The organism is Devosia enhydra, from assembly GCF_900119845.1.
GTDB lineage: Bacteria > Pseudomonadota > Alphaproteobacteria > Rhizobiales > Devosiaceae > FPKU01.
In genome coordinates this window covers 1,487,203-1,507,600 of record NZ_FPKU01000001.1, presented here as the reverse complement: position 1 = coordinate 1,507,600, position 20,398 = coordinate 1,487,203, and the positions used below count along the sequence as shown (strand labels likewise).

At 66.0% G+C, this 20,398-nt stretch carries 25 protein-coding genes; 10 read left to right on the top strand and 15 right to left on the bottom strand.

Annotated features, from left to right (window positions below; all coding sequences use genetic code 11):
- Window positions 1-44 precede the first annotated feature (44 nt).
- Window positions 45-1,037 carry an acrylyl-CoA reductase family protein gene (locus BT183_RS07285; RefSeq protein WP_072340349.1) on the top strand — a complete coding sequence of 331 codons (993 nt, stop codon included), beginning with the start codon at window positions 45-47 and terminating at the stop codon, window positions 1,035-1,037.
- Here BT183_RS07285 and BT183_RS07280 read toward each other — a convergent pair.
- Genes BT183_RS07280 through BT183_RS07265 form a run of 4 tightly spaced genes read right to left on the bottom strand, consistent with a single transcriptional unit; the run spans window position 1,021 to window position 5,347 of the window.
- Window positions 1,021-1,776, bottom strand: a complete 756-nt coding sequence (locus tag BT183_RS07280; RefSeq protein WP_143145697.1) for a class I SAM-dependent methyltransferase — start codon at window positions 1,774-1,776, stop codon at window positions 1,021-1,023. The two genes, BT183_RS07285 and BT183_RS07280, sit on opposite strands and share 17 nt — an antisense overlap.
- A complete protein-coding gene (gene murD, locus BT183_RS07275) occupies window positions 1,769-3,085 on the bottom strand; it encodes a UDP-N-acetylmuramoyl-L-alanine--D-glutamate ligase (protein WP_072340345.1) in 1,317 nt (438 codons plus the stop codon). Before murD ends, BT183_RS07280 begins: the two co-directional genes overlap by 8 nt.
- Window positions 3,075-4,409: a MurL-like N-terminal domain-containing gene (locus BT183_RS07270; RefSeq protein ID WP_143145696.1), complete on the bottom strand. Its 1,335-nt coding sequence runs from the start codon at window positions 4,407-4,409 to the stop codon at window positions 3,075-3,077. The genes murD and BT183_RS07270 overlap by 11 nt, the downstream gene beginning before the upstream one ends.
- A 44-nt stretch (window positions 4,410-4,453) precedes the next feature.
- Entirely contained in the window at window positions 4,454-5,347 is an 894-nt protein-coding gene (locus BT183_RS07265) for a metallophosphoesterase family protein (protein WP_072340339.1), read from the bottom strand.
- 113 nt (window positions 5,348-5,460) lie between these two features.
- On the opposite strand from BT183_RS07265, the gene BT183_RS07260 reads away from it, so the two are divergent.
- Window positions 5,461-5,931, top strand: coding sequence for an NUDIX domain-containing protein (locus tag BT183_RS07260; protein WP_084603307.1), 471 nt, complete (start codon window positions 5,461-5,463; stop codon window positions 5,929-5,931).
- Between the two features lie 8 nt (window positions 5,932-5,939).
- Here BT183_RS07260 and BT183_RS07255 read toward each other — a convergent pair whose 3' ends face one another.
- Window positions 5,940-6,896: a glutathione S-transferase family protein gene (locus BT183_RS07255; RefSeq protein WP_072341713.1), complete on the bottom strand. Its 957-nt coding sequence runs from the start codon at window positions 6,894-6,896 to the stop codon at window positions 5,940-5,942.
- A 281-nt stretch (window positions 6,897-7,177) separates the two neighbouring features.
- Between BT183_RS07255 and BT183_RS07250 the strand changes: the two genes are divergently transcribed.
- Genes BT183_RS07250 through BT183_RS07240 form a run of 3 tightly spaced genes read left to right on the top strand, consistent with a single transcriptional unit; the run spans window position 7,178 to window position 9,578 of the window.
- Window positions 7,178-7,738, top strand: coding sequence for a GNAT family N-acetyltransferase (locus BT183_RS07250; protein WP_084603306.1), 561 nt, complete (start codon window positions 7,178-7,180; stop codon window positions 7,736-7,738).
- 14 nt (window positions 7,739-7,752) lie between these two features.
- A complete protein-coding gene (locus BT183_RS07245) occupies window positions 7,753-8,379 on the top strand; it encodes a CoA pyrophosphatase (RefSeq protein WP_072340336.1) in 627 nt (208 codons plus the stop codon).
- Window positions 8,379-9,578: a CCA tRNA nucleotidyltransferase gene (locus BT183_RS07240; RefSeq protein WP_072340333.1), complete on the top strand. Its 1,200-nt coding sequence runs from the start codon at window positions 8,379-8,381 to the stop codon at window positions 9,576-9,578. Before BT183_RS07245 ends, BT183_RS07240 begins: the two co-directional genes overlap by 1 nt.
- A 13-nt stretch (window positions 9,579-9,591) precedes the next feature.
- Here BT183_RS07240 and BT183_RS07235 read toward each other — a convergent pair whose 3' ends face one another.
- The 4 genes from BT183_RS07235 to BT183_RS07220 all read right to left on the bottom strand — a co-directional run bounded on the left by BT183_RS07235 (window position 9,592) and on the right by BT183_RS07220 (window position 12,536).
- Complete coding sequence (locus BT183_RS07235; protein WP_072340330.1) at window positions 9,592-9,774, bottom strand: DUF1059 domain-containing protein; 183 nt, start codon at window positions 9,772-9,774, stop codon at window positions 9,592-9,594.
- 143 nt (window positions 9,775-9,917) lie between these two features.
- Complete coding sequence (locus BT183_RS07230; protein ID WP_072340327.1) at window positions 9,918-11,084, bottom strand: AAA family ATPase; 1,167 nt, start codon at window positions 11,082-11,084, stop codon at window positions 9,918-9,920.
- Window positions 11,085-11,097: 13 nt separating this feature from the next.
- A complete protein-coding gene (gene hemF, locus BT183_RS07225) occupies window positions 11,098-11,985 on the bottom strand; it encodes an oxygen-dependent coproporphyrinogen oxidase (protein WP_072340324.1) in 888 nt (295 codons plus the stop codon).
- A gap of 86 nt (window positions 11,986-12,071) precedes the next feature.
- The gene (locus BT183_RS07220) at window positions 12,072-12,536 is read right to left on the bottom strand and encodes a tRNA (cytidine(34)-2'-O)-methyltransferase (RefSeq protein ID WP_072340321.1); all 465 of its coding nucleotides are present in this window, start codon (window positions 12,534-12,536) and stop codon (window positions 12,072-12,074) included.
- A gap of 220 nt (window positions 12,537-12,756) precedes the next feature.
- Here BT183_RS07220 and petA point away from each other — a divergent pair, with 220 nt between their 5' ends.
- The 5 genes from petA to BT183_RS07200 all read left to right on the top strand — a co-directional run bounded on the left by petA (window position 12,757) and on the right by BT183_RS07200 (window position 16,382).
- Complete coding sequence (gene petA / locus BT183_RS07215) at window positions 12,757-13,299, top strand: ubiquinol-cytochrome c reductase iron-sulfur subunit (RefSeq protein WP_072340318.1); 543 nt, start codon at window positions 12,757-12,759, stop codon at window positions 13,297-13,299.
- Between the two features lie 14 nt (window positions 13,300-13,313).
- Entirely contained in the window at window positions 13,314-14,597 is a 1,284-nt protein-coding gene (locus BT183_RS07210; protein WP_072340316.1) for a cytochrome b, read from the top strand.
- Between the two features lie 17 nt (window positions 14,598-14,614).
- Window positions 14,615-15,472, top strand: a complete 858-nt coding sequence (locus BT183_RS07205; protein WP_072340313.1) for a cytochrome c1 — start codon at window positions 14,615-14,617, stop codon at window positions 15,470-15,472.
- A gap of 135 nt (window positions 15,473-15,607) precedes the next feature.
- Window positions 15,608-15,802: a hypothetical protein gene (locus tag BT183_RS20435; RefSeq protein WP_143145695.1), complete on the top strand. Its 195-nt coding sequence runs from the start codon at window positions 15,608-15,610 to the stop codon at window positions 15,800-15,802.
- Window positions 15,803-15,848: 46 nt separating this feature from the next.
- Window positions 15,849-16,382 carry an adenine phosphoribosyltransferase gene (locus BT183_RS07200; RefSeq protein WP_072340310.1) on the top strand — a complete coding sequence of 178 codons (534 nt, stop codon included), beginning with the start codon at window positions 15,849-15,851 and terminating at the stop codon, window positions 16,380-16,382.
- A 65-nt stretch (window positions 16,383-16,447) separates the two neighbouring features.
- Here BT183_RS07200 and BT183_RS07195 read toward each other — a convergent pair whose 3' ends face one another.
- The 6 genes from BT183_RS07195 to pth all read right to left on the bottom strand — a co-directional run bounded on the left by BT183_RS07195 (window position 16,448) and on the right by pth (window position 20,343).
- Window positions 16,448-16,822, bottom strand: coding sequence for a GFA family protein (locus BT183_RS07195; protein ID WP_072341708.1), 375 nt, complete (start codon window positions 16,820-16,822; stop codon window positions 16,448-16,450).
- Window positions 16,823-16,892: 70 nt separating this feature from the next.
- Entirely contained in the window at window positions 16,893-17,258 is a 366-nt protein-coding gene (locus BT183_RS07190) for a hypothetical protein (protein ID WP_072340308.1), read from the bottom strand.
- 14 nt (window positions 17,259-17,272) lie between these two features.
- Window positions 17,273-17,806: a hotdog family protein gene (locus BT183_RS07185; RefSeq protein WP_072340305.1), complete on the bottom strand. Its 534-nt coding sequence runs from the start codon at window positions 17,804-17,806 to the stop codon at window positions 17,273-17,275.
- Window positions 17,803-18,285 (bottom strand): MaoC/PaaZ C-terminal domain-containing protein, encoded by a 483-nt coding sequence (locus BT183_RS07180; RefSeq protein WP_072340303.1) that lies wholly within the window; start codon window positions 18,283-18,285, stop codon window positions 17,803-17,805. Before BT183_RS07180 ends, BT183_RS07185 begins: the two co-directional genes overlap by 4 nt.
- Window positions 18,286-18,442: 157 nt before the next feature.
- On the bottom strand, window positions 18,443-19,540 hold the full coding sequence (gene ychF / locus BT183_RS07175; RefSeq protein WP_072340300.1) for a redox-regulated ATPase YchF: 1,098 nt from the start codon (window positions 19,538-19,540) through the stop codon (window positions 18,443-18,445).
- A gap of 86 nt (window positions 19,541-19,626) precedes the next feature.
- A complete protein-coding gene (gene pth, locus BT183_RS07170; RefSeq protein WP_072340297.1) occupies window positions 19,627-20,343 on the bottom strand; it encodes an aminoacyl-tRNA hydrolase in 717 nt (238 codons plus the stop codon).
- Window positions 20,344-20,398: the final 55 nt, after the last annotated feature.

Genomic DNA, 20,398 nt, shown 5'->3' with positions numbered 1-20,398 from the left:
TGCACGGGAAGGCGATCGCAAGTGTCGCCGGGATTGGGGGAAGCATGGAGTTCCGGGCACTGCTGACGCAGCGCGACGAGGCCGGCGAGGTGACCAACAGGGTCGAGCGCCTGCCTATTGAGCACCTGCCCGAGGGCGATGTTCTCGTCTCGGTCGAATGGGCCGGCTTCAACTACAAGGATGGGCTCTGCCTTGGCGGGCTCGGCAATCTCGTGCGCAGCTATCCGCATGTCGGCGGGGTGGATTTTGCCGGCCGCGTCATCGAAAGCCGCGATGCGCGCTACCATCCGGGCCAGGCTGTGATCCTCACCGGCTGGCGCGTCGGCGAAAGCCATTGGGGCGGGTTTGCCGAGCGCGCGCGGGTCAAGGCCGACTGGCTCGTGCCCCTGCCGAAGCGCCTTTCCACCCGCGACTCCATGGTGCTCGGCACGGCGGGGCTGACGGTGATGCTCGCCGTCAATCGGCTGCGGCTCCTCGGCATTGCGCCGCAATCGGGCGAAATCGTCGTCACCGGCGCTGGCGGCGGCGTCGGTTCTCAGGCGGTGATGATGCTCGGCCGCCTCGGCTACAGGGTGGTGGCGATCAGCGGCAGGCCCGAACTGGCCGAGCCCTTGCTGCGCCTCGGCGCCAGCGAGGTGCTGGGGCGCGATGCCATCATGACGCAGTCCGGCAAGGTCCTCGACAAGGAGCGTTTCGCCGGCGCCATAGACACCGTCGGCGGCGCCATGCTGCCTGAACTCTTGAAGAAAATCCGCTCCGATGGTGCTGTCGCCGCCGTCGGCAACGCTGCCGGCGTCAGCTTCGAGGCGAGCGTCATTCCCTTCATCCTGCGCGGCGTATCCCTCCTCGGCATCAACAGCGTGACCGTGCCCTACGAGATGCGCGTCGCCCTCTGGGATCGGCTCTCGAGCCTCTTCGTGGCCGGCGCCTATGAGCGCATGGTCACCGAAATCGGGCTGGCCGAAATCCCGACCTACGCCGAGCGCATCCTCGCCGGCGGCGTCGCAGGCCGCGTCGTCATCAATCCCAGGCGTTAGTTCCGATCGGAATGATCTCTGGCTGCTCAGGCCCGATCGGACCACCTGTCCAGTCGCCCATCCATCGCTCCACCACGAGGCCGGCCTCGGCAAGCATGGCCTCGACGCGATCCTGCGGCGTGTACCGGATCGAGGCGCTGCCCGACAGGTCTTCGCCCGTCGCAACGATCCGGAAGCCGTTGACATAGGTGAGCACGCCGGTCTCTTCGTCGAAATGCGTCTCGTTCCACGTTTCGACCGCACCAAGATCCGGGTGATCGATGCGCTTGAGCGTGTTGGCCCGGTTGCGCCCCTCCCAGCTCCGTATGGCGGGGTTCCGCGTATCGAAAATGAACCGCCCGCCCGGGGCCAGATGGGCCTTTACCGTGTGCAACACCGCAAGCTGGTCGGCCTCGGCGAGGAAGACCTGGAAGACATGTCCCGTCATGACCACAAGGTCATAGAGGCGGCCGGTGCGGACATGGCGCGCGTCGGATTCGATCCACTCGACTTCAGATCCACCCTGGCGCTGCCGGCCGACTTCGAGCATGGCGCGCGCCGGGTCGACGCCGGTGACCTGCCGTCCCGGTGCGAGGGCGGCCGCGAGCCGGCCGGTTCCGCAGCCAAGATCCAGGACGGATCGCGCCTGCTCCGCAAGGCCAGAGATGAACGTATCGTCCGGCCCCCACTGATTGAGCGTGTCGTAGAACCTCACCAGCCGCGGATCGCGATAAAGAGGATCCTCGATGAGCTCAGCCATGTCCGAAAAGACTCCGTGCGAGCGCGATGAACGCCGTGCCGCGCTCCTCGAAATTCTTGAACACGATTCCCGGCCGCAGCATCTGTCCGTAGCTCGGCGCGCCGGGCGAGAGGATCACCGTGTCGAAGCGGTCGCGCCGGTGGGCGAGTGCCTCCATCGCCGCTTCGAGGCTGGCCGCTTCGAGCACCTCGACGCCCGGTGCCGCCGCATAGGCGGCCGAGGCGAGGCGGTCGCCGGTTACCGGTAGGGTCACGAGCAGGGTCACGCCCGCAGCCTCCAGCATGCCGGCCAGTTCGGTGTAATCCTGCTGCCGCTCATGTCCGCCGGCGACCAGCGCGATCCGCCGCCCGGAATAGGCGCCGAGTGCGGCCTTGGTCGCCTCGGGCGTGGTCGAAATCGAATCATCGACGAAGGCGAGGCCCCCGACCTCGTGCTCCTCGAGCCGATGGGGCAGGGGGGTGAAGGCGGCGATGCCCGCCAGCACGCCCTCAATGGTGCCGCCGGCCTTCAACGCCAGTTCGGCAGCAAGGCGCGCGTTGTCGAGATTATGCGCGCCCTTGAGCCGCGAGCGCGCGGCTGCCGCCGCGACGCGGTCATCGAGAAAGGGCGCGAGCGGCGGGATCAGCCGGCTCGTATCGCGCACCGCTTCGAGCACGCGCGGCGTCATGCGCGCCGCACGGCCAAGGGCGACCGGAAAGGCCGTGTCCCGATCGATGAGGTTGAGCTTGTCGGCATAATAGCGCTCGACGGTGCGGTGCCAGTCGGTGTGCTCGGGCGAGAGATTGGTCAGCCCGGCAAGGTCGGGCGTGAACGCCATGTCGGCGGTCTGGTAGCTCGAGAGCTCGAACACCACGATCCTGTGCCGGTCGGCGATTTCGAGCGGCGCCAGCCCGACATTACCGGCAAGGCCCGCATCGAGGCCCAAATTCACGAGCATCAGGTGCAGCAGCGTCGCGGTCGTCGATTTGCCCTTGGTGCCGGTAATCGCGATGACGGTGCGGCCGGCGCGATAGGTCTCGCCCCAGAGATTGAGGTTGGAGGTGACCGCGATGCCCGCTTCGCGCGCCAGCGCGAACACCGGCCGGTAGCGCGACACGCCCGGGCTCTTCACGATGGTGGCAAAGCGCCGTGCGGCGATGGCATCGGTGAGATCGACCGGCGCGATGGTCTCGGTGCCCGGCAGGTCCGCCTCACCAGAATCGACGGTGACATAGACCTTGAGTTCGGGCGCCCTTGCCCGGATGAAGGCGAGCGTCGAGCGGGCCTCGCGGCCGGCGCCATAAAGCAGCACGGGTTGGTCAAGACGCATCTGCAAGGATCCTCCCGGCGAGGTCGGGCGGCAGGAGATGGCGCGCATCCGGCTTCATCAGTTCAGAATAGGCTGATTCGAGCCGCGCCTCGCCATATTGGGCGAGAAGCTCGGGCCCCAGCACGCGGACAATCTCATGATCGGACCAGTCCGGAATTTTCGAGAGCTGGTGCAGGCAGGCGGCCGCTTCGAGAATCTCGCCAACGCATTCCCACGGCTTCTGCCCGGCGAGACCCGTCAGCGTCCGGAACGAGGCAAGGTTTTCGCGTTTGTCGAGCAGATCGGCGCCGAAAATGCCCGAGAGCCGCGCCCTGCTCATGGCCGGGGCGAGGATGAGGAAGACGAAATGACATTTGGGGCATTTGCCGCACCAGAGCGGCCCGTCATGCCCGGCAATGCGGAAATTCTGGTTGCAGCTCGAAAACACCGCGTCGAACCGGTCTTCGCGCGCGAACAGCGCCGCGATATGGGCCTCCGAAAACGGCCGCAGCAGCGAGAAATAGCCGAGCGCGCCGCCCGTCGCCCCCGCCAGCACACCGGCGATCATCGCTTCGAAATCGAGCGACTTGGAATGCTGGTGGTTCACTTCGCGACCGTCGAACACGGCATTGCCTTCGCTTGCCGAACGCTCGTTGGAGAGCAGGATGCGGTCATATCCGAACAACAGCGCCGTCAGCGCGGCGATCATCGAGTTGATCGCCGTCGAGGGCACATGGCCGTTGAGATAGCCCGGCATCTTGGCGAGCCTGATCATCTCCTTGTCGAGCGCGCGGGTGACATAGAGAGGGGCACGCCCGATGGTTTCGACCGAGGAGAGGATCGGCCCCTTGGCGTTGACCGCAAAGGGAGTGAAATCGATGCCCGCATGCTCGAGCAGTTGCACGCTCACGAGCGAATCCTTGCCGCCCCCGATCGGCAGCAGCGCGCGGGCGGCCAGCAGCGGCGCTGCCGGGCGAGGGCCGGTGTCCGGCGCGGCCCTGATCTGCACCCGGTCCATCTGCGCAAGCCCGTTGCGCGCATAGAACTCGCCCAGCCCGTTCGTGTAGATGTCGAGCGCCAGCGCCGCTTCGTCGGCCGTCAGCGCGATGGCGCCGCAATCGACCGTCAGCGGGGCGAGGAGCTTGTAATAGCTCACCCCCAGAACCACGGCGGTCAGTTCGAGCAGTTTCTGGAACGATGCCGTCCCGGCGACGCTCGCATCGAAGCCCTCGGGAAAGCCGAGCGTTTCGGTGAAGGGCAGGCCACCCAGCCGGTAGGGAAACCGCACCAGGCCCGTCGTGGCGTCGAAGCTCGGGCTCAGGACTGAAAAACTTTCGACGCTCACGTCGGACACTCCGGCCAAACTGTGCGGAGGCGAGCCAGCCGCGCTCAATAGATGCGGACGTTGAGCCGCAGGACGATGTCGGCACCAAGGCGCTGGAAGCCATATTCGCGCATCACGCACGACCATGTGGTGCCCAGCCGCTCGATCTTGAAGAGGTTGTAGCGCGCCGGATCATCCCCGCCATGCTCGGACTGGGCAGAGCCCGCCGCGGCCACGCCCACCACCGGCACGTCCGCTCCGGGCCCGGGCACCGAGAACATCGAGCTCTGGTGCGTATGGCCGTGCAGGATCAGTTCGGCGCCATGCTCGGCGATCACGTCGCGGAAGAGGTTGGCACCATAAAGCCCGAGCCGTGGATGCCGCGCTTCGGCGTTGGGCGGATGGTGGATGAGCACCACGCGGAAATAACCGGCATTGCCCATGATGCGCAGGCATTGCGCCAGCCGCCGGGCCTGCTCTTCCTCGAACTTGCCGATGGCGAACCAGGGCGCCGACGGCACCGCGCTCGAGCAGGAGATGATCGCGACCTCGCCCACCCGACGCACGAAGGGGAAGGGCTGGTCGTCCACCTTCTCGCCATCGATATAGTCGCCCCAGCGGCTGCGGGCACGGGTCAGCGCGCCCTTCACATAGGCGTCGTGATTGCCCGGCGATACGCAGACCTGCTCAGGGTCGCCAATGGTCTGCAGCCAGTTATAGGCCGCGTTGAACTCGGCATCGATGGCCAGGTTGACCAGGTCGCCGGTGACTGCAACCATGTCGGGGCGCTGCTCGCGCATGTGGCGCACGAGGTTGGCGAGTCCGTCGCCCGAGAGCGTGTTGTGCCGGCGGATACGCCAGTTGAGCCAGCCGGTCAGGCGCTTGCTCATCAGTTCGCGCAGCCGCACGGGCGGCAGCGGGGCCAGATGCACATCGGAGATATGGGCGAGTGTTGTCATTGCGCGAGTCGTAAATCAGCGCAGACCGATGGTATGGCCAAGTGTATGTGCCGGGGTGCTCGTTGAATCTCGGAAGGCGTCTCGTAGACCAATCTGCCCAAAAGGGAGGCTTCATGCAACTGACGCGCTGGCAAAAGCTGAGGACGCGGGCCTATCTCTTTGCCGCCGGCACCGTAAAGCGCATGACGCTTGGGGTTCGCGTGGCAATTCTCGCCGAGGATCGCGTGTTCCTCATCCGGCACCGCTATCTGCCGGGCTGGCATTTTCCCGGCGGCGGCGTCGATCCGGGCGAATCGGCACCCGACGCGGCGGCCCGCGAGATGCGCGAGGAGACGGGCCTCCTCGCCACCGCGCCGCTTGTGCTTTTCGGCCTCTACCACCAGACCAATGCGGTCACCGATCGCGACCATGTCGCGCTCTATCTCTGCCACGACTGCGCCGTCGGCACCCCGTTCCGGCCCAATATCGAGATCGTGGCGGGCGAGTGGTTTCCGCTCGCGTCGCTGCCCGAGGATATCAGCGATTCGACGCTGCGGCGCCTGCGCGAGATCGCGGGAGACGCCCCGCGATCCCCGCTCTGGTGACCGGCAGATCAGCGCAGGAACTCGGGCACGGGACCCACGGGCACGATCTGGTGCGGATTGATGGTCTTGTGGCTCCAGTAATAATGGGTGCGGATATGGTCCATATGCACCGTCTCGCGGATGCCGGGCCAGTGATAGAGCCCGGTGAGGTAGTGCGAGAGGTTGGGGTAGTCCGCCAGCCGGCGCAGATTGCACTTGAAGTGGCCGTGATAGACCGCATCGAAGCGCAGGAGCGTCGTAAAGAGCCGCCAGTCCGCCTCGGTCACCACATCGCCTGCGAGATAGGCGGTTTCGCCGAGCAGGCCTTCGGCCCAGTCCAGCGCCTTGAACAGCGCCGTCACCGCCTCGTCATAGGCCTCCTGCGTGGTTGCGAAGCCCGCCTTGTAGACGCCGTTGTTGATGTCGTCATAGACCCGCGCATTAACAGCATCGATCCGCTCGCGCAGCGGCTCGGGATAATAATCCTCGTCATTGCCGGTGATGTCGTTGAAGGCCGAATTGAGCATCCGGATGATTTCGGCGCTCTCGTTGGAAACGATGGTCTGGCGCTTCGTGTCCCAAAGCACCGGTACCGTGACGCGGCCGGTATAGTCGGGCCGGGCGAGGGTATAGATTTCCCAGAGCCGCGCCTTGCCGTTGACCGCATCGCCGGTCGAGGTCTCGCCATCGAAGGTCCAGCCGGTCTCGTCGGGCATCTTGGCATCCACTACCGACACCCCGATATGGGGTTCGAGACCCTTGAGCGCACGGAAGATCAGCGTGCGGTGGGCCCAGGGGCAGGCATAGGACACGTAGAGGTGGTAGCGCCCCGATTCTGCGGGAAAGCCACCTTCGCCCGAAGGGCCCGGCGAGCCGTCAGCCGTCACCCAGTTGCGAAAGCCCGCCTGGTCCCGTTTGAAGCGGCCGCCGGTCTTGCTCGTATCGTACCATTGGCTCGACCATTTGCCGTCGACCAGTTGTCCCATGGGGTCCTCGCTTCGCGTCGCCTCGGTAATGGTGCTCATTTAGGGGTTCCCGCCGGAAACGCCAGCCTGGCCGAAAAATTGCTGTGCCCTGCCACTTGAAATTTGCCGGGCAATGGATGATTTTCCAACCAGCGCGAAGCACTTTCTGGTGCCGGCCGCACCAGAGGCGTGGAGGCGTCTAGGATGGAGAAGGTCTTTCAGGTGAACCGACGACCCTAGTGGTCGCGCCCGTCTGCCCCTGTGCAGCCGGAACCTTTTCTCGCGCTTCCGGACCCTGATAGATGATCCTCCCCACCGCCCGTTCGGCTGACCACGCCTACTCGCCCGTGCCCGGCATGCCCGTCGTCCGCCAGGCGACGCCTGCCGATGACGCCTTCATCGATGACCTGCATGCCATCGCCTTCGGCCCCGGCCGCTTCGCGCGCACGGCATTCCGCGTCCGCGAGCGCTACCCCATCGATCCCTCGCTGAGCCTTGTCGCCGAATCCGACGGCACGCCCTGCGGTTCGGTGTGGATGACGCCGATCAGCATCGGTGGCATCAATGGCTGGATGCTCGGGCCGCTGGCCACGCACCCCGATTTCCGCAAGCGCGGCGCCGGCAAGCTCCTCGCCCGCGAGGTCACCCGGCGCGCCATGGAGCGTGGCGATGGCCGCTTCGTGGTGCTGATCGGGGATCAGGATTACTATTGCCCGCTCGGCTACACCCCCACCACGCCGGGCAACATCATCTGGCCCGGACCGGTTGATCCTAATCGCGTCCTGCTGCACTCTGACGATCCTCTGCTGGCAATCCGCATCGCAGGCCCTGTCTCTGCCTGGGGCGCCCGCCAGCCGGATTGAAACCGGATCTGCCATTGATCGGCGAAGACGAGCTGATTGCACGCATCGCAGCACGGCTGCTGCCGGCACCCGAGCAGGGGGCCGGCATCGCCCTGCCGCCGCCCGATTGGGTGCCAGACATTCCCCATCCCCGTCCGCCCGTGCCGGCCGCAGTGCTGATTGCGCTGGTGCGCCGGCCGCAGGGCACAGCGCTCCTCTTTACCAAACGCTCGAGCAGCCTTCGGGCGCATTCGGGGCAGGTGGCCTTTCCCGGCGGCAAGATTGATCCCACCGATGCGGATGCCGCTCATGCGGCGCTCCGCGAGGCGGGTGAGGAGGTTGGCCTCGCGCCCGCCGATGCGCGCATTCTGGGCTTCATGCCGCGTTATCTCTCGGGCACGAACTACCTCATCACCCCTGTGGTCGCCGAGGTCCGGCCGCGCGGGCCCTTCGTGGCCAATCCGAGCGAAGTCGAGGCGGTGTTCGAGGTGCCTTTGCCCTATGTGCTGGCGTCCGAGAACTATGTGCCGCAGCGCCTGGGACAGGCGGGTGCGGCGCGTACGAGCTGGCGATTGCTGCATGAGAGCCGCACCATCTGGGGGATCACCGCCAACCTCACGCGCCGCTTCCGCGATCTCGCATCCTCGGCGGAGGCGGCCTGATGCCGGGCTCGGCCGAGGCGCGCCTTGCGGCCGCGCCCTGGCTGCGTTCGGCCGAGACGCAGGCCCTTTTTCGCGTGCTCGACGGCGAGGATAAAAGAACGCGCGCCGTCGGCGGCATCGTCAGGGACACCATCCTCGATCTTGGCCGCCCCGTCTCCGATCTCGATCTGGCCACCGAGCTCTTGCCCGAAGAGGTGCTCGCGCGGGCCGAGGCCAACGGGATTGCGGCCTATCCCACCGGCATCGATCACGGCACGGTCACGCTGCGGCTGGGCGATACCGTCGCCGAAGTCACGACGCTGAGAGAGGATGTCGAGACCGATGGCCGGCACGCCCGCGTCCGCTTCGGGCAGGACTGGGCACGCGACGCCGCCCGGCGCGACTTCACCCTCAATGCGCTCTATTGCGACAGGGATGGCAGGCTTTTCGATCCGCTCGGGGGGCTCGATGACTGCCGCGCAGGCCGCGTTCGCTTCATCGGAGATCCCGAGCGGCGCATCGCCGAGGATCGGCTGCGCATCCTGCGGTTCTTCCGCTTTTCAGCGAGCCATGGCGGGGAAACCTTCGATGCCGAGGGTCTCGCCGCCTGCCGGCATGCGGCGCGGCAGCTGGCATCGGTGTCGGCCGAACGAATCGGCCATGAAATGCGCCGGATGCTGGCGCTTCCGCGGATCGCGATCACCCTGCGGGCAATGGCCGAAAGCGGCGTGCTGCCGCTGCCGGACGCGACACTCGCTTATCTCCACGCCTATGAGCGGCGGGTTTTCCGGCCCGACATTCAGGCGCGGCTCGCGCTGATTCTCGCCGATGAGCGGCCCGAGGCCATCAAGAGCCAGTGGCGGCTCTCCAATGACGAGATCGATGCCGGCCTTGCGGTCCTCGCCGCCGCCCGCCTCCTCGCCGATTTTCGTCTTCATGAGGCCGCCTATCGCCAGCCGGGCAGCCTCGCCGACGGGCTCGACGTCGCTGCCACCCTGGCGGGCTGGAGCAATGCCGGCCGGCAGGCCGTGCTTGATCAGCTCGGCGCCATTTCGGTGCCGAGCCTGCCTGTGAATGGACGCGATCTGATGGCGCTCGGCTATCGGACCGGTCCGGCGCTGGGCGCCGAACTGGCCCGGCTCGAACGCCTCTGGCTCGAAAGCGGCTTTGCGCTCGGGCGAGAGGCGCTGCTCGAGGATGTCGTCCCCCCCGGCGCCTGAGGCACGTCCGAGGCTAGTTCGAACGAACGTCCTCGATCCGCTCCTTGACGCGGTCGACCATGTCCGGACGGATGACGGCCTCGCCATGAGCACTGCGCAGATGGTCGGCGGCGCGGCGCACGACTTCGGCCGTCTCCTCGGCCTGGGTATGCCACGCGCAACCGGGAACAAGAGTTCCACATGCGAACTGCTTCATCTCAAAACTCCTTTGAGGTGTTTCGGGACGGCGTAGCGGGGCCTGTCACGAGGGCATGAGCCCGGCGCCGCCGCTCTCGAGGCAACGCCTGTCACCGCCAAAGGCTCCCACCCCGTTCGCCGGCGATGCGACAGGACGACGTCTCAATCCTCGTCGTCGAACCGCCCCATCAGGGCATTGTAGCCTTCCACCTCCGTGCCGTTGCCGTCGCGCAGCAGCCGCATCGGCCGGGCGCCGGTGGCTTCGGCGATCGCATCGGCGAGGATCGTCGAATGGGTGACCACGATGATCTGCGAGGTTCTCGCCGCCTCGGCCACCATCGCGCCGATGGCGGGCACGATGTCGGGATGGAGGCTGGCCTCCGGCTCGTTGAGTACCAGCAGCGGGGGCGGACGATAGCTAAGCAACGCGCCGGCAAGCGCCAGAAACTGCAGCGTTCCGTCCGAAAGCTCAGCCACTGAGAACGGCCTGAACGGATAATCCCTGTAGCGCAGCGCGATGCGCAGCCCGTCGGCGTCGCCGCCGATCTCGAGCTTCGCCCCGGGAAAGGCCTGGTCGATGGCGGCATCGAGCGCCCGAGTGTCCTCGCGGATCCACGCCAGCGTCGCAAAGACCGCAGCGAGATTGCCGCCATCGGCATCGAGATGGGTCGCCGAGGCCGAGGCCGAAGGCTTGCGCAAAGGCGAGGCGGGATCGGTGCGAAAGCCCTGATAAAAGCGCCATTGCAGCATGGCCTGGCGCAGATTGGCGATCTGCGGATGGCTCGCCGCCACCATCGACAGGGCCGTCTCGCTGCCCAGCAGTTCGAGGCCCGGCTCCTCCCACCGCCCCTCGATGCCGCGCACCCTGAGGCCGCTCGCCTTGCGGTCGAGCAGGGTCACGCTCCGCTTGCCGCCAGCCATCGCGACCTGCTCGGATTTGACCACCGCCTCGCCGGGCAGGCCGCGACCGGGAATGGGGGCGCCGAGTTCGAGGCTGTAGTCCAGCCCCTCATCGCGGTCGAACCGCGCGGCGATGGCGATGCGGTGGGACTGGTCCTTGCGCACGCTGTGAACCCAGTTGCCGGCCTCCTCCTCGAGCGGGGCCGAGCCGGTCTTACGCCCGCCGGCCCAGAACACCGAATCCATCCCGCCCTCGGCGGCGATGTCGCGGGCGAGGCTGCCGCTCGCGGCGCCCTGCAGCAGCGCGATGGCACGATAGAGATTGGTCTTGCCGGTGCCGTTGGCGCCCACAACCACCGTCACGCGTCGAAGCGGCAGCCGCAACTGCCGGATCGAGCGATAGCCGGTGATGGAGATTTCGCTCAGCACCCGGCAGCCATCCTCACGGCCATTTCACGGCAGGGGGCATGGAAGAAAGAATCGAGCGCACATTGCCCCCTGTCTTCAGCCCGAACATCGTGCCGCGATCATAAAGCAGGTTGAACTCGACATAGCGCCCGCGCCGCACCAGCTGCTCGTCGCGATCGGCCTCCGTCCACGGCATCTCGTAATTGCGGCGCACGAGCTCGGGATAGACCGAGAGGAAGGCCTTGCCGACATCCTGGGTGAACGCGAAGTCCGCGTCCCAATCGCCGCTATCATGGTGGTCATAGAAGATGCCGCCGATGCCGCGCGGCTCCTTGCGGTGCGGCAGATAGAAATACTCGTCGCACCAGCTCTTGTAGCGATCATAGTCCACCTGCGGATGCGGCGCGCAGGCTGCCTTCATCGCGGCGTGGAAGTCGGCGGTGTCCGGGTCGTCCTGTGTCCGCCGCCGGTCGAGCACCGGGGTGAGGTCGGCGCCGCCGCCGAACCAGTGCTTGCCGGTCACCACCATGCGCGTGTTCATGTGCACGGCCGGCACATTGGGGTTCCAGGGGTGCACGATCAGCGAAATGCCCGAGGCCCAGAACCCCGAGCCGTCCTCGGTCCCCGGCATCTGCTTGGCGAAGTCGGGCGAAAAACTGCCATGCACGGTCGAGATGTGCACGCCAGCCTTCTCGAACACCCGGCCATGCAGCATGCTCATCTGGCCGCCGCCACCCGGCGCTCCCGAATGATCCGTCCGGTCCCAGGGCTCGCGGACGAATCGACCGGCCGGCATTTCGCTGTTGGGGCCAGCGACACTGTCTTCCAGCGCCTCGAAGGCCGAGCAGATCTGGTCGCGAAGCGCCCTGAACCAGGCGCTGGCTCTGCTCTTTTTGTCTTCGATGTCGTGGGGCAGGGGCATTTGAAGGTCCTTGGCTTTTGTGGCTATCCGCGCGGGCCCACAAGCCCGCTTGCGGCGCGGCGAGCATTGATCGAGCGCAAATCCGATCAGCCCGCCCCCGGCAATGCGCCGGTCTGTCGCAGCGCCTCGCCCAGCGCCAGGCTCGCGGCCATCGCGACGTTGAACGAGCGGAGGCCGGGCCGCATGGGGATGCGCAGGCTGAGGTCGGCATCCGCCGCAATGGCGTCGGGCACGCCCGCGGTCTCGCGCCCCATCATCAGCACATCGTCGCGCAGGAATTGAGCCTCATAAAGGCTCGTCTCCGCGCGCGTCGTCAAAAGCACCATCCGCCGGCCCTCCGCCCTGAGCCAGCTCAGGAAGTGCGGGTAATCGTCATGTTCGAGCCAGTCGGCCTTTTCGACATAATCGAGCCCACCCCGCCGCAGCCCGGCCTGCGACACGGGGAACCCGGCCGGGTGGATGATATGCACACGCACCCCGAGGCAGGCGCCCAGCCGCATCATCATGCCGGTATTGCGGGCGATGTCGGGTTGATAGAGGGCAAGCTCCAAGGCGATGGTCTCCTGCCCCGATCGAGGGGCTCAGCGGCAGCAGGGTATAGTGTCGCAGATGTGGCAAGTCACCTGCCCGCAGACTGGACAAGTTCTAGAGAGAGTGCAAAAAGGACCGGCAAATCGCGCGCCCTGCTAGGGCTGGCGGCGGCTGCGGCTGGCCGAGGTCCGGTTGCGTCGGGCCCGCGCGGAAGACGGAAACAGACGGGGACATTCAGCCTTGGCGACAGCTCCTAACAACGATCTCAAGGATGGACCGAACAGCGGTCGCCGCGACTTCCTTTACGTCGCAGCCGGCGCAGTCGGCGCGGTGGGTGTCGCCGGTGTCGCCTGGCCTCTGATCAACCAGCTCAACCCCGACGCATCGGTGCTCGCGCTCGCGACCATCGAATTCGATGTGGGCGCAATTGCGGAAGGCCAGTCGGTGACCATCACCTGGCGCGGCCTGCCGGTGTTCGTGCGGCATCGCACCGCGGCCGAGATCGAGGAGGCGCGGGCCGTTCCGCTGTCCGACCTCAAGGATCCGGCCACCGACGAAGAGCGTACCAAGCCCGGCCACGAGCAGTATCTGATCATGATCGCCAACTGCACCCATCTGGGCTGCGTGCCGGTGGGCGACTCGGGCGATTACGATGGCTGGTTCTGCCCGTGCCACGGCTCGCATTACGATACGGCGGGCCGTATCCGCCGGGGCCCGGCGCCCACCAACCTGGTGCTGCCGCCCTATGAATTCATTTCCGATACTGTCGTGCAGATCGGCTAAGGGGGAATTTGACCATGTCGGGTCACGAGAGCACCTATAACCCCAGCAATCCGGTCGAGAAGTGGCTGGACGATCGTCTGCCGCTCGTCAGGTTCTCCAAAGAGCACCTGATGGATTTCCCCACGCCCAAGAACCTCAACTACTGGTGGACCTTCGGCGCCATTCTCGCGGTGATGCTGGTCATCCAGATCATCACCGGCGTGGTGCTGGCGATGCACTACACGCCGAACGTTGCGATGGCCTTCGACTCGGTCGAACACATCCGCCGCGACGTCAATGGCGGCCGCATCATCCAGGCGGTGCACGCCGTGGGCGCCTCGATGTTCTTTGCGGCCCTCTATATCCACATCTTCCGCGGGCTCTATTTCGGCTCCTACAAGGCGCCGCGCGAGATCCTGTGGATGCTGGGCGTCATCATCTTCATCCTCGTGATGGCCATCGCCTTCATGGGCTATGTGCTGCCCTGGGGTCAGATGAGCTTCTGGGGCGCCACCGTTATCACCAACATCTTCTCGGCCATTCCCGTGCTGGGCGAACCCCTGCTGCAGCTGCTGCGCGGTGGCTTTGCGGTCGATAACGCCACCCTCAACCGCTTCTTCTCGCTGCATTACCTGCTGCCCTTCGTCGTGGCCGCGGTGGTGGTGCTGCACATCTGGGCGCTGCACGTTCCGGGCAACAACAATCCGATCGGCGTCGAAGTGAAGTCGACCCGCGACACGGTTCCGTTCCATCCGTACTACACGATGAAGGACCTCTTCGCGATCATCGTGTTCTTCATCCCCTTCGCCTGGTTCGTGTTCTTTGCCCCCGACATCCTGGGGCATCCGGACAACTACATCATGGCCAACAGCCAGGTGACGCCGGCCCATATCGTGCCGGAATGGTACCTGCTGCCCTTCTACACCATCCTGCGCGCCATCGATTTCAACGTGCTGTTCATCGACAGCAAGCTGGGCGGCGTGATCGCGATGGGCGGCGCCCTGCTGGTGCTGTTCGCTCTGCCCTGGCTCGATGGCTCCAAGGTGCGTTCGGGCACGTTCCGCCCGATGTTCAAGTGGTTCTACTGGCTGTTCGTCATCAACTTCATCGGCCTCACCTATCTGGGCGCCGCTCCGGCCGAGGGTGTGTATGTCATCTTCGCCAAGATCTGCACGGCCTACTATTTCGCCTACTTCCTCATCGTTCTGCCGCTGCTGAGCCGCTTCGAGACGCCGAAGCCCCTGCCCACCAGCATTTCCGAGGCCGTGCTCGCCAAGCCCCATTCCGGGTCGGCCGGCGCTGCCGTGCCCGCCGAATAATCACCGGAACCGCACCAATGATCAGAGTAAAGTCCATCATCGCTGCCGTCCTGGTGACCTTCGGGCTGGCCGGGGCCGGGGCCGTGGTCGCGGCCGAAGCGGGCAAGGAGATCCAGAAGCAGAGCTGGAGCTTCTCAGGCCCGTTCGGAACCTACGACCAGAACCAGCTCCAGCGCGGTTTCCAGATCTTCCGCGAGGTCTGCTCGTCCTGCCACGGCGCCCGCCTCATCGCCTTCCGCAACCTCTATGAGCCGGGTGGCCCCGGCTTCTCCGAGGAGCAGGTCAAGGCGCTGGCGGCGGAATACCAGATCGCCGATGCCACCGCCGAGACCGGGCAGCGTCCGCGTGTCGCTGCCGATCGCTGGCCCAATCCGTTCCCGACCGAGCAGGATGCCCGCGACGCCAATGGCGGCGCCTATCCGCCCGATTTCTCGGTTCTGGCCAAGGCACGCGGCACCACCCAGCCCTTCCCGTGGTGGATCCTCAACTACTTCACCGCCTATCAAGAAGGCGGCGCCGACTATATCTACGCGCTGCTGACCGGCTATCACGAGGAGGTTCCGGCCTCCGCGCCCGAAGGCTTCGAACTCGCTGAAGGCAAGTATTACAACGACTATTTCCCCGGCCACGCCATCGGCATGGGTCCGCCGCTCGCCGATGGGCTCATCACCTATGAGGTCGGAGAGGGCGAGGCCGCCGTGCCGCTGACGCTCGACCAGTATTCGCGCGACGTCGCGGCCTTCATGCAGTGGATGGCCGATCCGCACATGGTCTCGCGCAAGGAAGCCGGCTTCCGCGTCATGCTGTTCCTCTTCCTGTTTGCCGGCCTGATGTGGGCGGTCAAGCGCCGCCTCTGGGCCAAGGTCGAACACTAGCCTAAATCGCCGAACGGCTTGCCAGGGCGCGCGCTTCTCACCGAAGCGTGCGCCTTGTGCTTTCTGCCAGACTTGCGCTCGGGCCCGTGCCGTGCTCAATCTGGCGGGCTAGGATTGTGATGCAGGAGGCTGCTGGTGTCGGTTATTCGTCTTGCCGTGACTGCGGTTACCGTCGCCGTCACCGTCGCGCGTCATCCCGTGGTGCGCGCCGGCATGAAGGCCGCTCCGCATCTGATGACGCCCGCTGCCCGGCAGGCCGCCGCCGAGACCACGCGGTCTGCGGCTTATGGCGCCGGCGTCCTGGCGCGGCGCCTGCTCAAGGGCCGCTGATCGGCCTCATCCCCCGCATTTCCCTTCACGACCCGGACCGTTCGCGATGTCGCTTGACCTCAAATCGCTCATCCGTACCATTCCGGATTATCCCAAGAAGGGGATCCTCTTCCGCGATATCACCACGCTGATCGAGCACCCCGAGGGGTTCCGGCAGAGCGTCGAGGCCATCGCGGCGGCGCATCGGGGCATCGGAATCACCCATGTCGCGGGTATCGAAGCGCGCGGTTTCATCTTCGGCGCCGGTGTCGCCATCGCCATGGGCGTCGGCTTCATCCCGATCCGCAAGAAGGGCAAGCTGCCCGGACAGACGCTGGGCCAGAACTACGCGCTCGAATATGGCGTCGACACCATCGAGATCCATGCCGATGTGCTTGATGCGGGAGACCGCGTGCTGCTGGTCGATGATCTGATCGCCACCGGCGGCACGGCGTTAGCCGCCGTGTCCCTAATCCGCCGCACCGGCGCGACCATCGAACATGCCGGCTTCGTCATCGATCTCGTCGATCTGCCGGGCGGCCAGCGCCTGCGCGATCAGGGCATCGCGCTCACGAGCCTCGTCGAGTTCGAGGGGCACTGAGCGGGCGCAGAGCGTTTCCACGCGAAGTGGGACCGGTTCGCCGTCCGGAACCGCGACCGAGATCTCTACCAGAGCGTGCGGCCGTCGATTGTGACGACGCTCAGCGTGGTGAAATCCACGTCTTCGAGCATCCGCACATTGATCGCCGCGATGCGCGTTGTCGGCACCGTCTGGTTCTCCGCATCCGCCAGTGACCAGTCCGGCGAACTGCCATGGGTGGTCATGCCGCAGCGGGCGCAGAAATGGTGTTCGTTGAGGATGTTGGGCGCATAGGTCGCCTTGCCGTCCGTCACCAGCTCCCGCACCTCATCGATGGCGTAATAGGCCCAGAGCGCGCCGGTACGCGCGCAGTAGGTGCAGGTGCACGATGTCACCTCGGCGGGCAGTGAGGGCACGGCGATGCGGACGGCGCCGCAATGGCAGCTGGCAAAATGGCTCATGGCGTTCTCCTTCGCCATGAGGCTAGCGCACCATCCTGTCATCTAAAGGCAGGAGATCGCGGTCCCGCCGTCAGGGGCGGCGCGGCCGGCAGGTGAGGATCGGCTTTTCCACCGTGCGCAGCACCAGCACGTCGCGCGCCTCGGCATCGAAGCTCAGAAGGCCCACCTCGACGCCTGCCTTTTCGCGCAGATTGCCGTCGATGAAGGTCAGCCCGTCGGAGGCCAGCTGGGCGTTGCCGGTGCCCGATGCGGCGCTTTGGTAATTGGCCGAGGCATAGCCATAGCTGCCGGCAAACACGGTCAGAATGCCCGATTTGGAGCCATCGATATCGGCAATGCAGGCCCAATTGCCTTCAACCGGGCTGATCTGGGCCGTCGCGGTACCGGCCAGCGCGAGAAGCAGGGTGGTCGACAGGAGGATCCGGCGGAGGGCCATGGCTGATTCCAACTCTAGCGTCTGTGGTGCGCCAGCTTGCGCAGGCCCGGCAGGCGGGTCAACGCCCAAGCGAGCCTGAGGCGCAGCGGCATGCGATAATCGCGCAATTTGCTGAAAGCCACCACCTCGGCGCGGTAAACGATTGCGCCATGCTGGTTCACGCCTTCGAGCCTGTTGGTCAGAACGCCCCAGCCCGGCAGCGATTGCGAGGGGCGCTTGGCCGTCACCCAGAGCGTGAAGGCCACCGTGTCCCCCGCATGCACGGGCACGGGAAAATCCATGCGATTGACGCCGGGGGATGGCCCCGAGATGCCCGGCGTCTGCCCCGCCGCGCTCAGGCGCTCGGCTTCGGCCGCAATGGCATCGACCATGTAGCGATGACAAAGGCTGGCCACATGCCAGCCCGATGCCTCGGGCTGCGCCGCGCCCGATAGGTTGGTGAAAGGATCATACTGCGCCGAGAATGCGGCGATCTCCTCGGCCGTGAAGCGATGGCTGCCGAGCGGAAAGGCATCGTTGAGGCTGACGTCCTCGAACCAGCGGGTCATGACGCGTCTCCCGAAGCGGCCGGCTTGCGGGCCACGACGATGTCGATCTCGAGCGTCATCACGCTGTCCCCATGCTGGTTGGCGATGTCGAGGCCGAACACGGCGATGCCGTTGGGGCGCGCATGTTCGGGCCGCAGCGCCACGATCGTCGCCTTGCCCGTGATGGTGTCATCCACCAGCACAGGCTTGCGCCATTTGAGGCCGTTGACCGCCCCGATCCGCAGCCCGGCAATGGTCGCGAGCGGACCTTCGTGCAGGAGCCTCAGGCTCAGCGCGCCGGTCTGCCAGCCACTCGCGGCGAGCCCGCCGAGCAGCGACTTGCGCGCCGCTTCCTCGTCGAGATGGAAGGGCAGGGGGTCGAACTGCGTCGCGAACCCGATGATCATGTCGCGCGTCACGCGGATCGTGCCGAGCGCGAAGGTCTCGCCGGGCGCGAGGGCCTCGAAGTGGCGGATCGAGCATGGTGTCGGATGGGTCATGATGTTTCCCTATACGTCAACCTTGGCGCGTAGCCAATCCCCGGGCCCGAGGCAAGCGCGCCCGCGCATGGCTGCCCCACGCTCCGCGCGCGGCGGGCCCGGGTGCAGCGATCAGGACCATAGCCCTCATCCCGCAGGCGAGGGGAGGATGATGATGTCAGGTGTTGAACTTGAAGAGCATCACATCGCCATCCTTAACGACATACTCCTTGCCTTCGTCGCGCGCCTTGCCGGCTTCCTTAGCCGGCACTTCTCCACCAAGCGCGACGTAATCGTCATAACCGATCGTCTGGGCGCGGATGAAGCCGCGTTCGAAGTCGGAGTGGATGACGCCGGCCGCCTGCGGGGCACGGTCGCCCTTGTGGATGGTCCAGGCCCGCGCCTCCTTGGGACCCACGGTGAAGTAGGTCTGCAGCCCCAGCAGCTGATAGGCCTCGCGGATCAGCCGGTTGAGGCCGGGCTCGGTCAACCCGAGGCTGTCGAGATATTCGGCCTGCTCGGCATCGGGCAGCTGCGCAAGCTGGCTCTCGATCTCGGCAGAGATGACGATCACCGCCGCATTGTGCTGGGCCGCATAGGCCTCCACCTGCCGCGACATGGCATTGCCCTCGGCGGCCGAACCCTCATCGACATTGCAGACATAGAGCGCGGGCTTGGAGGTCAGCAGCTGCAGCTCGCGAAACGCCTTTTCCTCGTCGGCACTGCGCTTGACCAGCCGCGCCGACTTGCCGTCGCGCAGCAGCACCAGCGAGCGATCGATGAGCTCGAGGGTCAGCTTGGCGTCCTTGTCGCCCTGCTTGGCCTTTTTCTCGACGCCCGTGCGGCGCTTCTCGAGGCTTTCGAGATCGGCGAGCATCAGCTCGGTCTCGACCACTTCGGCATCGGCGAGCGGATCGACCTTGTTGGCGACATGGATGATGTTGCCATCCTCAAAGCAGCGCAGCACATAGGCAATCGCGTCGCATTCGCGGATATTGGCGAGAAACTGGTTGCCCAGCCCTTCGCCCTGGCTCGCGCCTTTCACGAGCCCGGCGATATCGACAAAGCTCATGCGCGCCGGAATGACCTGCTGGCTCTTGCCGATCACCGCCAGCTTGTCGAGTCGTGCATCCGGCACCGCGACCTCGCCCACATTGGGCTCGATGGTGCAGAAGGGAAAATTGGCCGCCTGCGCCGCCGCCGTGCGGGTCAGCGCGTTAAAGAGGGTGGACTTGCCCACATTGGGCAGTCCGACGATGCCCATCTTGAAACCCATGGGGTGTCTCCATCAATTCGTGTTGGCGCTAAATCGGCCGCGCGCCGGGTTATGTCAATCCGTGCCGGCGGCCGAGGCGAGGCGGGCTATTCGCCCTTGAAGAGCTTTTTGAGCATCGCGGCCATCGGCCCGGTTTCCGGCACCTTCGCCTGCGAGGCGGTGGTGCGGGCCTGGCGGATATGGCTCTGGCCCTTAGCAGGACCTTTAGGACGGTCCTCGGCCGGCGCGCCGGCCGATTGGGCGCTGTTGCCCGCCAGCTTGTTCATGAAGCCGCTCTCGTCCCCGGCCACCAGCATCCCCGCATGCTCGGCGATCGCATCGAGCAGCGGCTCCAGCCACACCGCGTCGGCCTTGGCGAAATCACCGAGCACATGGTGGTTCACCGCCTCCTTCGATCCGGGGTGGCCGATGCCGAGCCGCACGCGCCGATAATCGAGCCCGATCTGCGGATCGATGGAGCGCAGCCCGTTATGCCCGCCATTGCCGCCGCCGCGCTTCACCCGCACCTTGCCGGGCGCCAGATCGAGCTCGTCGTGAAAGACGGTGATCGCGGCGTTCTCGATCTTGTAGAAGCGTGCGGCTGCCGTGACGCTGTCGCCCGAGCGGTTCATGAAGGTCTGCGGCATCAGCAGCAGGGCCCGTTCGCCCCCGATACTGCCTTCGCTCACCAGCCCCGAGAATTTCTGCCGGAAGGGCGGGAAACCATGGCGCCGGGCAATCGCCTCGATGGCCATGAAGCCGATATTGTGGCGGTTGTGGCGATAGCCGTCGCCGGGATTTCCGAGGCCTGCGAGCAGCTGCATCGTGGCGGTCCTTGCGCTGGGCACCGTCGGCAGGGCCCTTTCGAGGGTATGCCGC

Bases quoted from the DNA above. Each gene is read 5' to 3' on its own strand.
- BT183_RS07285 (WP_072340349.1), top strand. From the start codon at position 45: ATGGAGTTCCGGGCACTGCTGACGCAGCGCGACGAGGCCGGCGAGGTG.
- BT183_RS07280 (WP_143145697.1), bottom strand. From the start codon at position 1,776: ATGGCTGAGCTCATCGAGGATCCTCTTTATCGCGATCCGCGGCTGGTG.
- murD (WP_072340345.1), bottom strand. From the start codon at position 3,085: ATGCGTCTTGACCAACCCGTGCTGCTTTATGGCGCCGGCCGCGAGGCC.
- BT183_RS07265 (WP_072340339.1), bottom strand. From the start codon at position 5,347: ATGACAACACTCGCCCATATCTCCGATGTGCATCTGGCCCCGCTGCCG.
- BT183_RS07260 (WP_084603307.1), top strand. From the start codon at position 5,461: ATGCAACTGACGCGCTGGCAAAAGCTGAGGACGCGGGCCTATCTCTTT.
- BT183_RS07255 (WP_072341713.1), bottom strand. From the start codon at position 6,896: ATGGGACAACTGGTCGACGGCAAATGGTCGAGCCAATGGTACGATACG.
- BT183_RS07250 (WP_084603306.1), top strand. From the start codon at position 7,178: ATGATCCTCCCCACCGCCCGTTCGGCTGACCACGCCTACTCGCCCGTG.
- BT183_RS07240 (WP_072340333.1), top strand. From the start codon at position 8,379: ATGCCGGGCTCGGCCGAGGCGCGCCTTGCGGCCGCGCCCTGGCTGCGT.
- BT183_RS07235 (WP_072340330.1), bottom strand. From the start codon at position 9,774: ATGAAGCAGTTCGCATGTGGAACTCTTGTTCCCGGTTGCGCGTGGCAT.
- hemF (WP_072340324.1), bottom strand. From the start codon at position 11,985: ATGCCCCTGCCCCACGACATCGAAGACAAAAAGAGCAGAGCCAGCGCC.
- BT183_RS07210 (WP_072340316.1), top strand. From the start codon at position 13,314: ATGTCGGGTCACGAGAGCACCTATAACCCCAGCAATCCGGTCGAGAAG.
- BT183_RS07205 (WP_072340313.1), top strand. From the start codon at position 14,615: ATGATCAGAGTAAAGTCCATCATCGCTGCCGTCCTGGTGACCTTCGGG.
- BT183_RS07200 (WP_072340310.1), top strand. From the start codon at position 15,849: ATGTCGCTTGACCTCAAATCGCTCATCCGTACCATTCCGGATTATCCC.
- BT183_RS07195 (WP_072341708.1), bottom strand. From the start codon at position 16,822: ATGAGCCATTTTGCCAGCTGCCATTGCGGCGCCGTCCGCATCGCCGTG.
- BT183_RS07190 (WP_072340308.1), bottom strand. From the start codon at position 17,258: ATGGCCCTCCGCCGGATCCTCCTGTCGACCACCCTGCTTCTCGCGCTG.
- BT183_RS07185 (WP_072340305.1), bottom strand. From the start codon at position 17,806: ATGACCCGCTGGTTCGAGGACGTCAGCCTCAACGATGCCTTTCCGCTC.
- BT183_RS07180 (WP_072340303.1), bottom strand. From the start codon at position 18,285: ATGACCCATCCGACACCATGCTCGATCCGCCACTTCGAGGCCCTCGCG.
- ychF (WP_072340300.1), bottom strand. From the start codon at position 19,540: ATGGGTTTCAAGATGGGCATCGTCGGACTGCCCAATGTGGGCAAGTCC.
- pth (WP_072340297.1), bottom strand. From the start codon at position 20,343: ATGCAGCTGCTCGCAGGCCTCGGAAATCCCGGCGACGGCTATCGCCAC.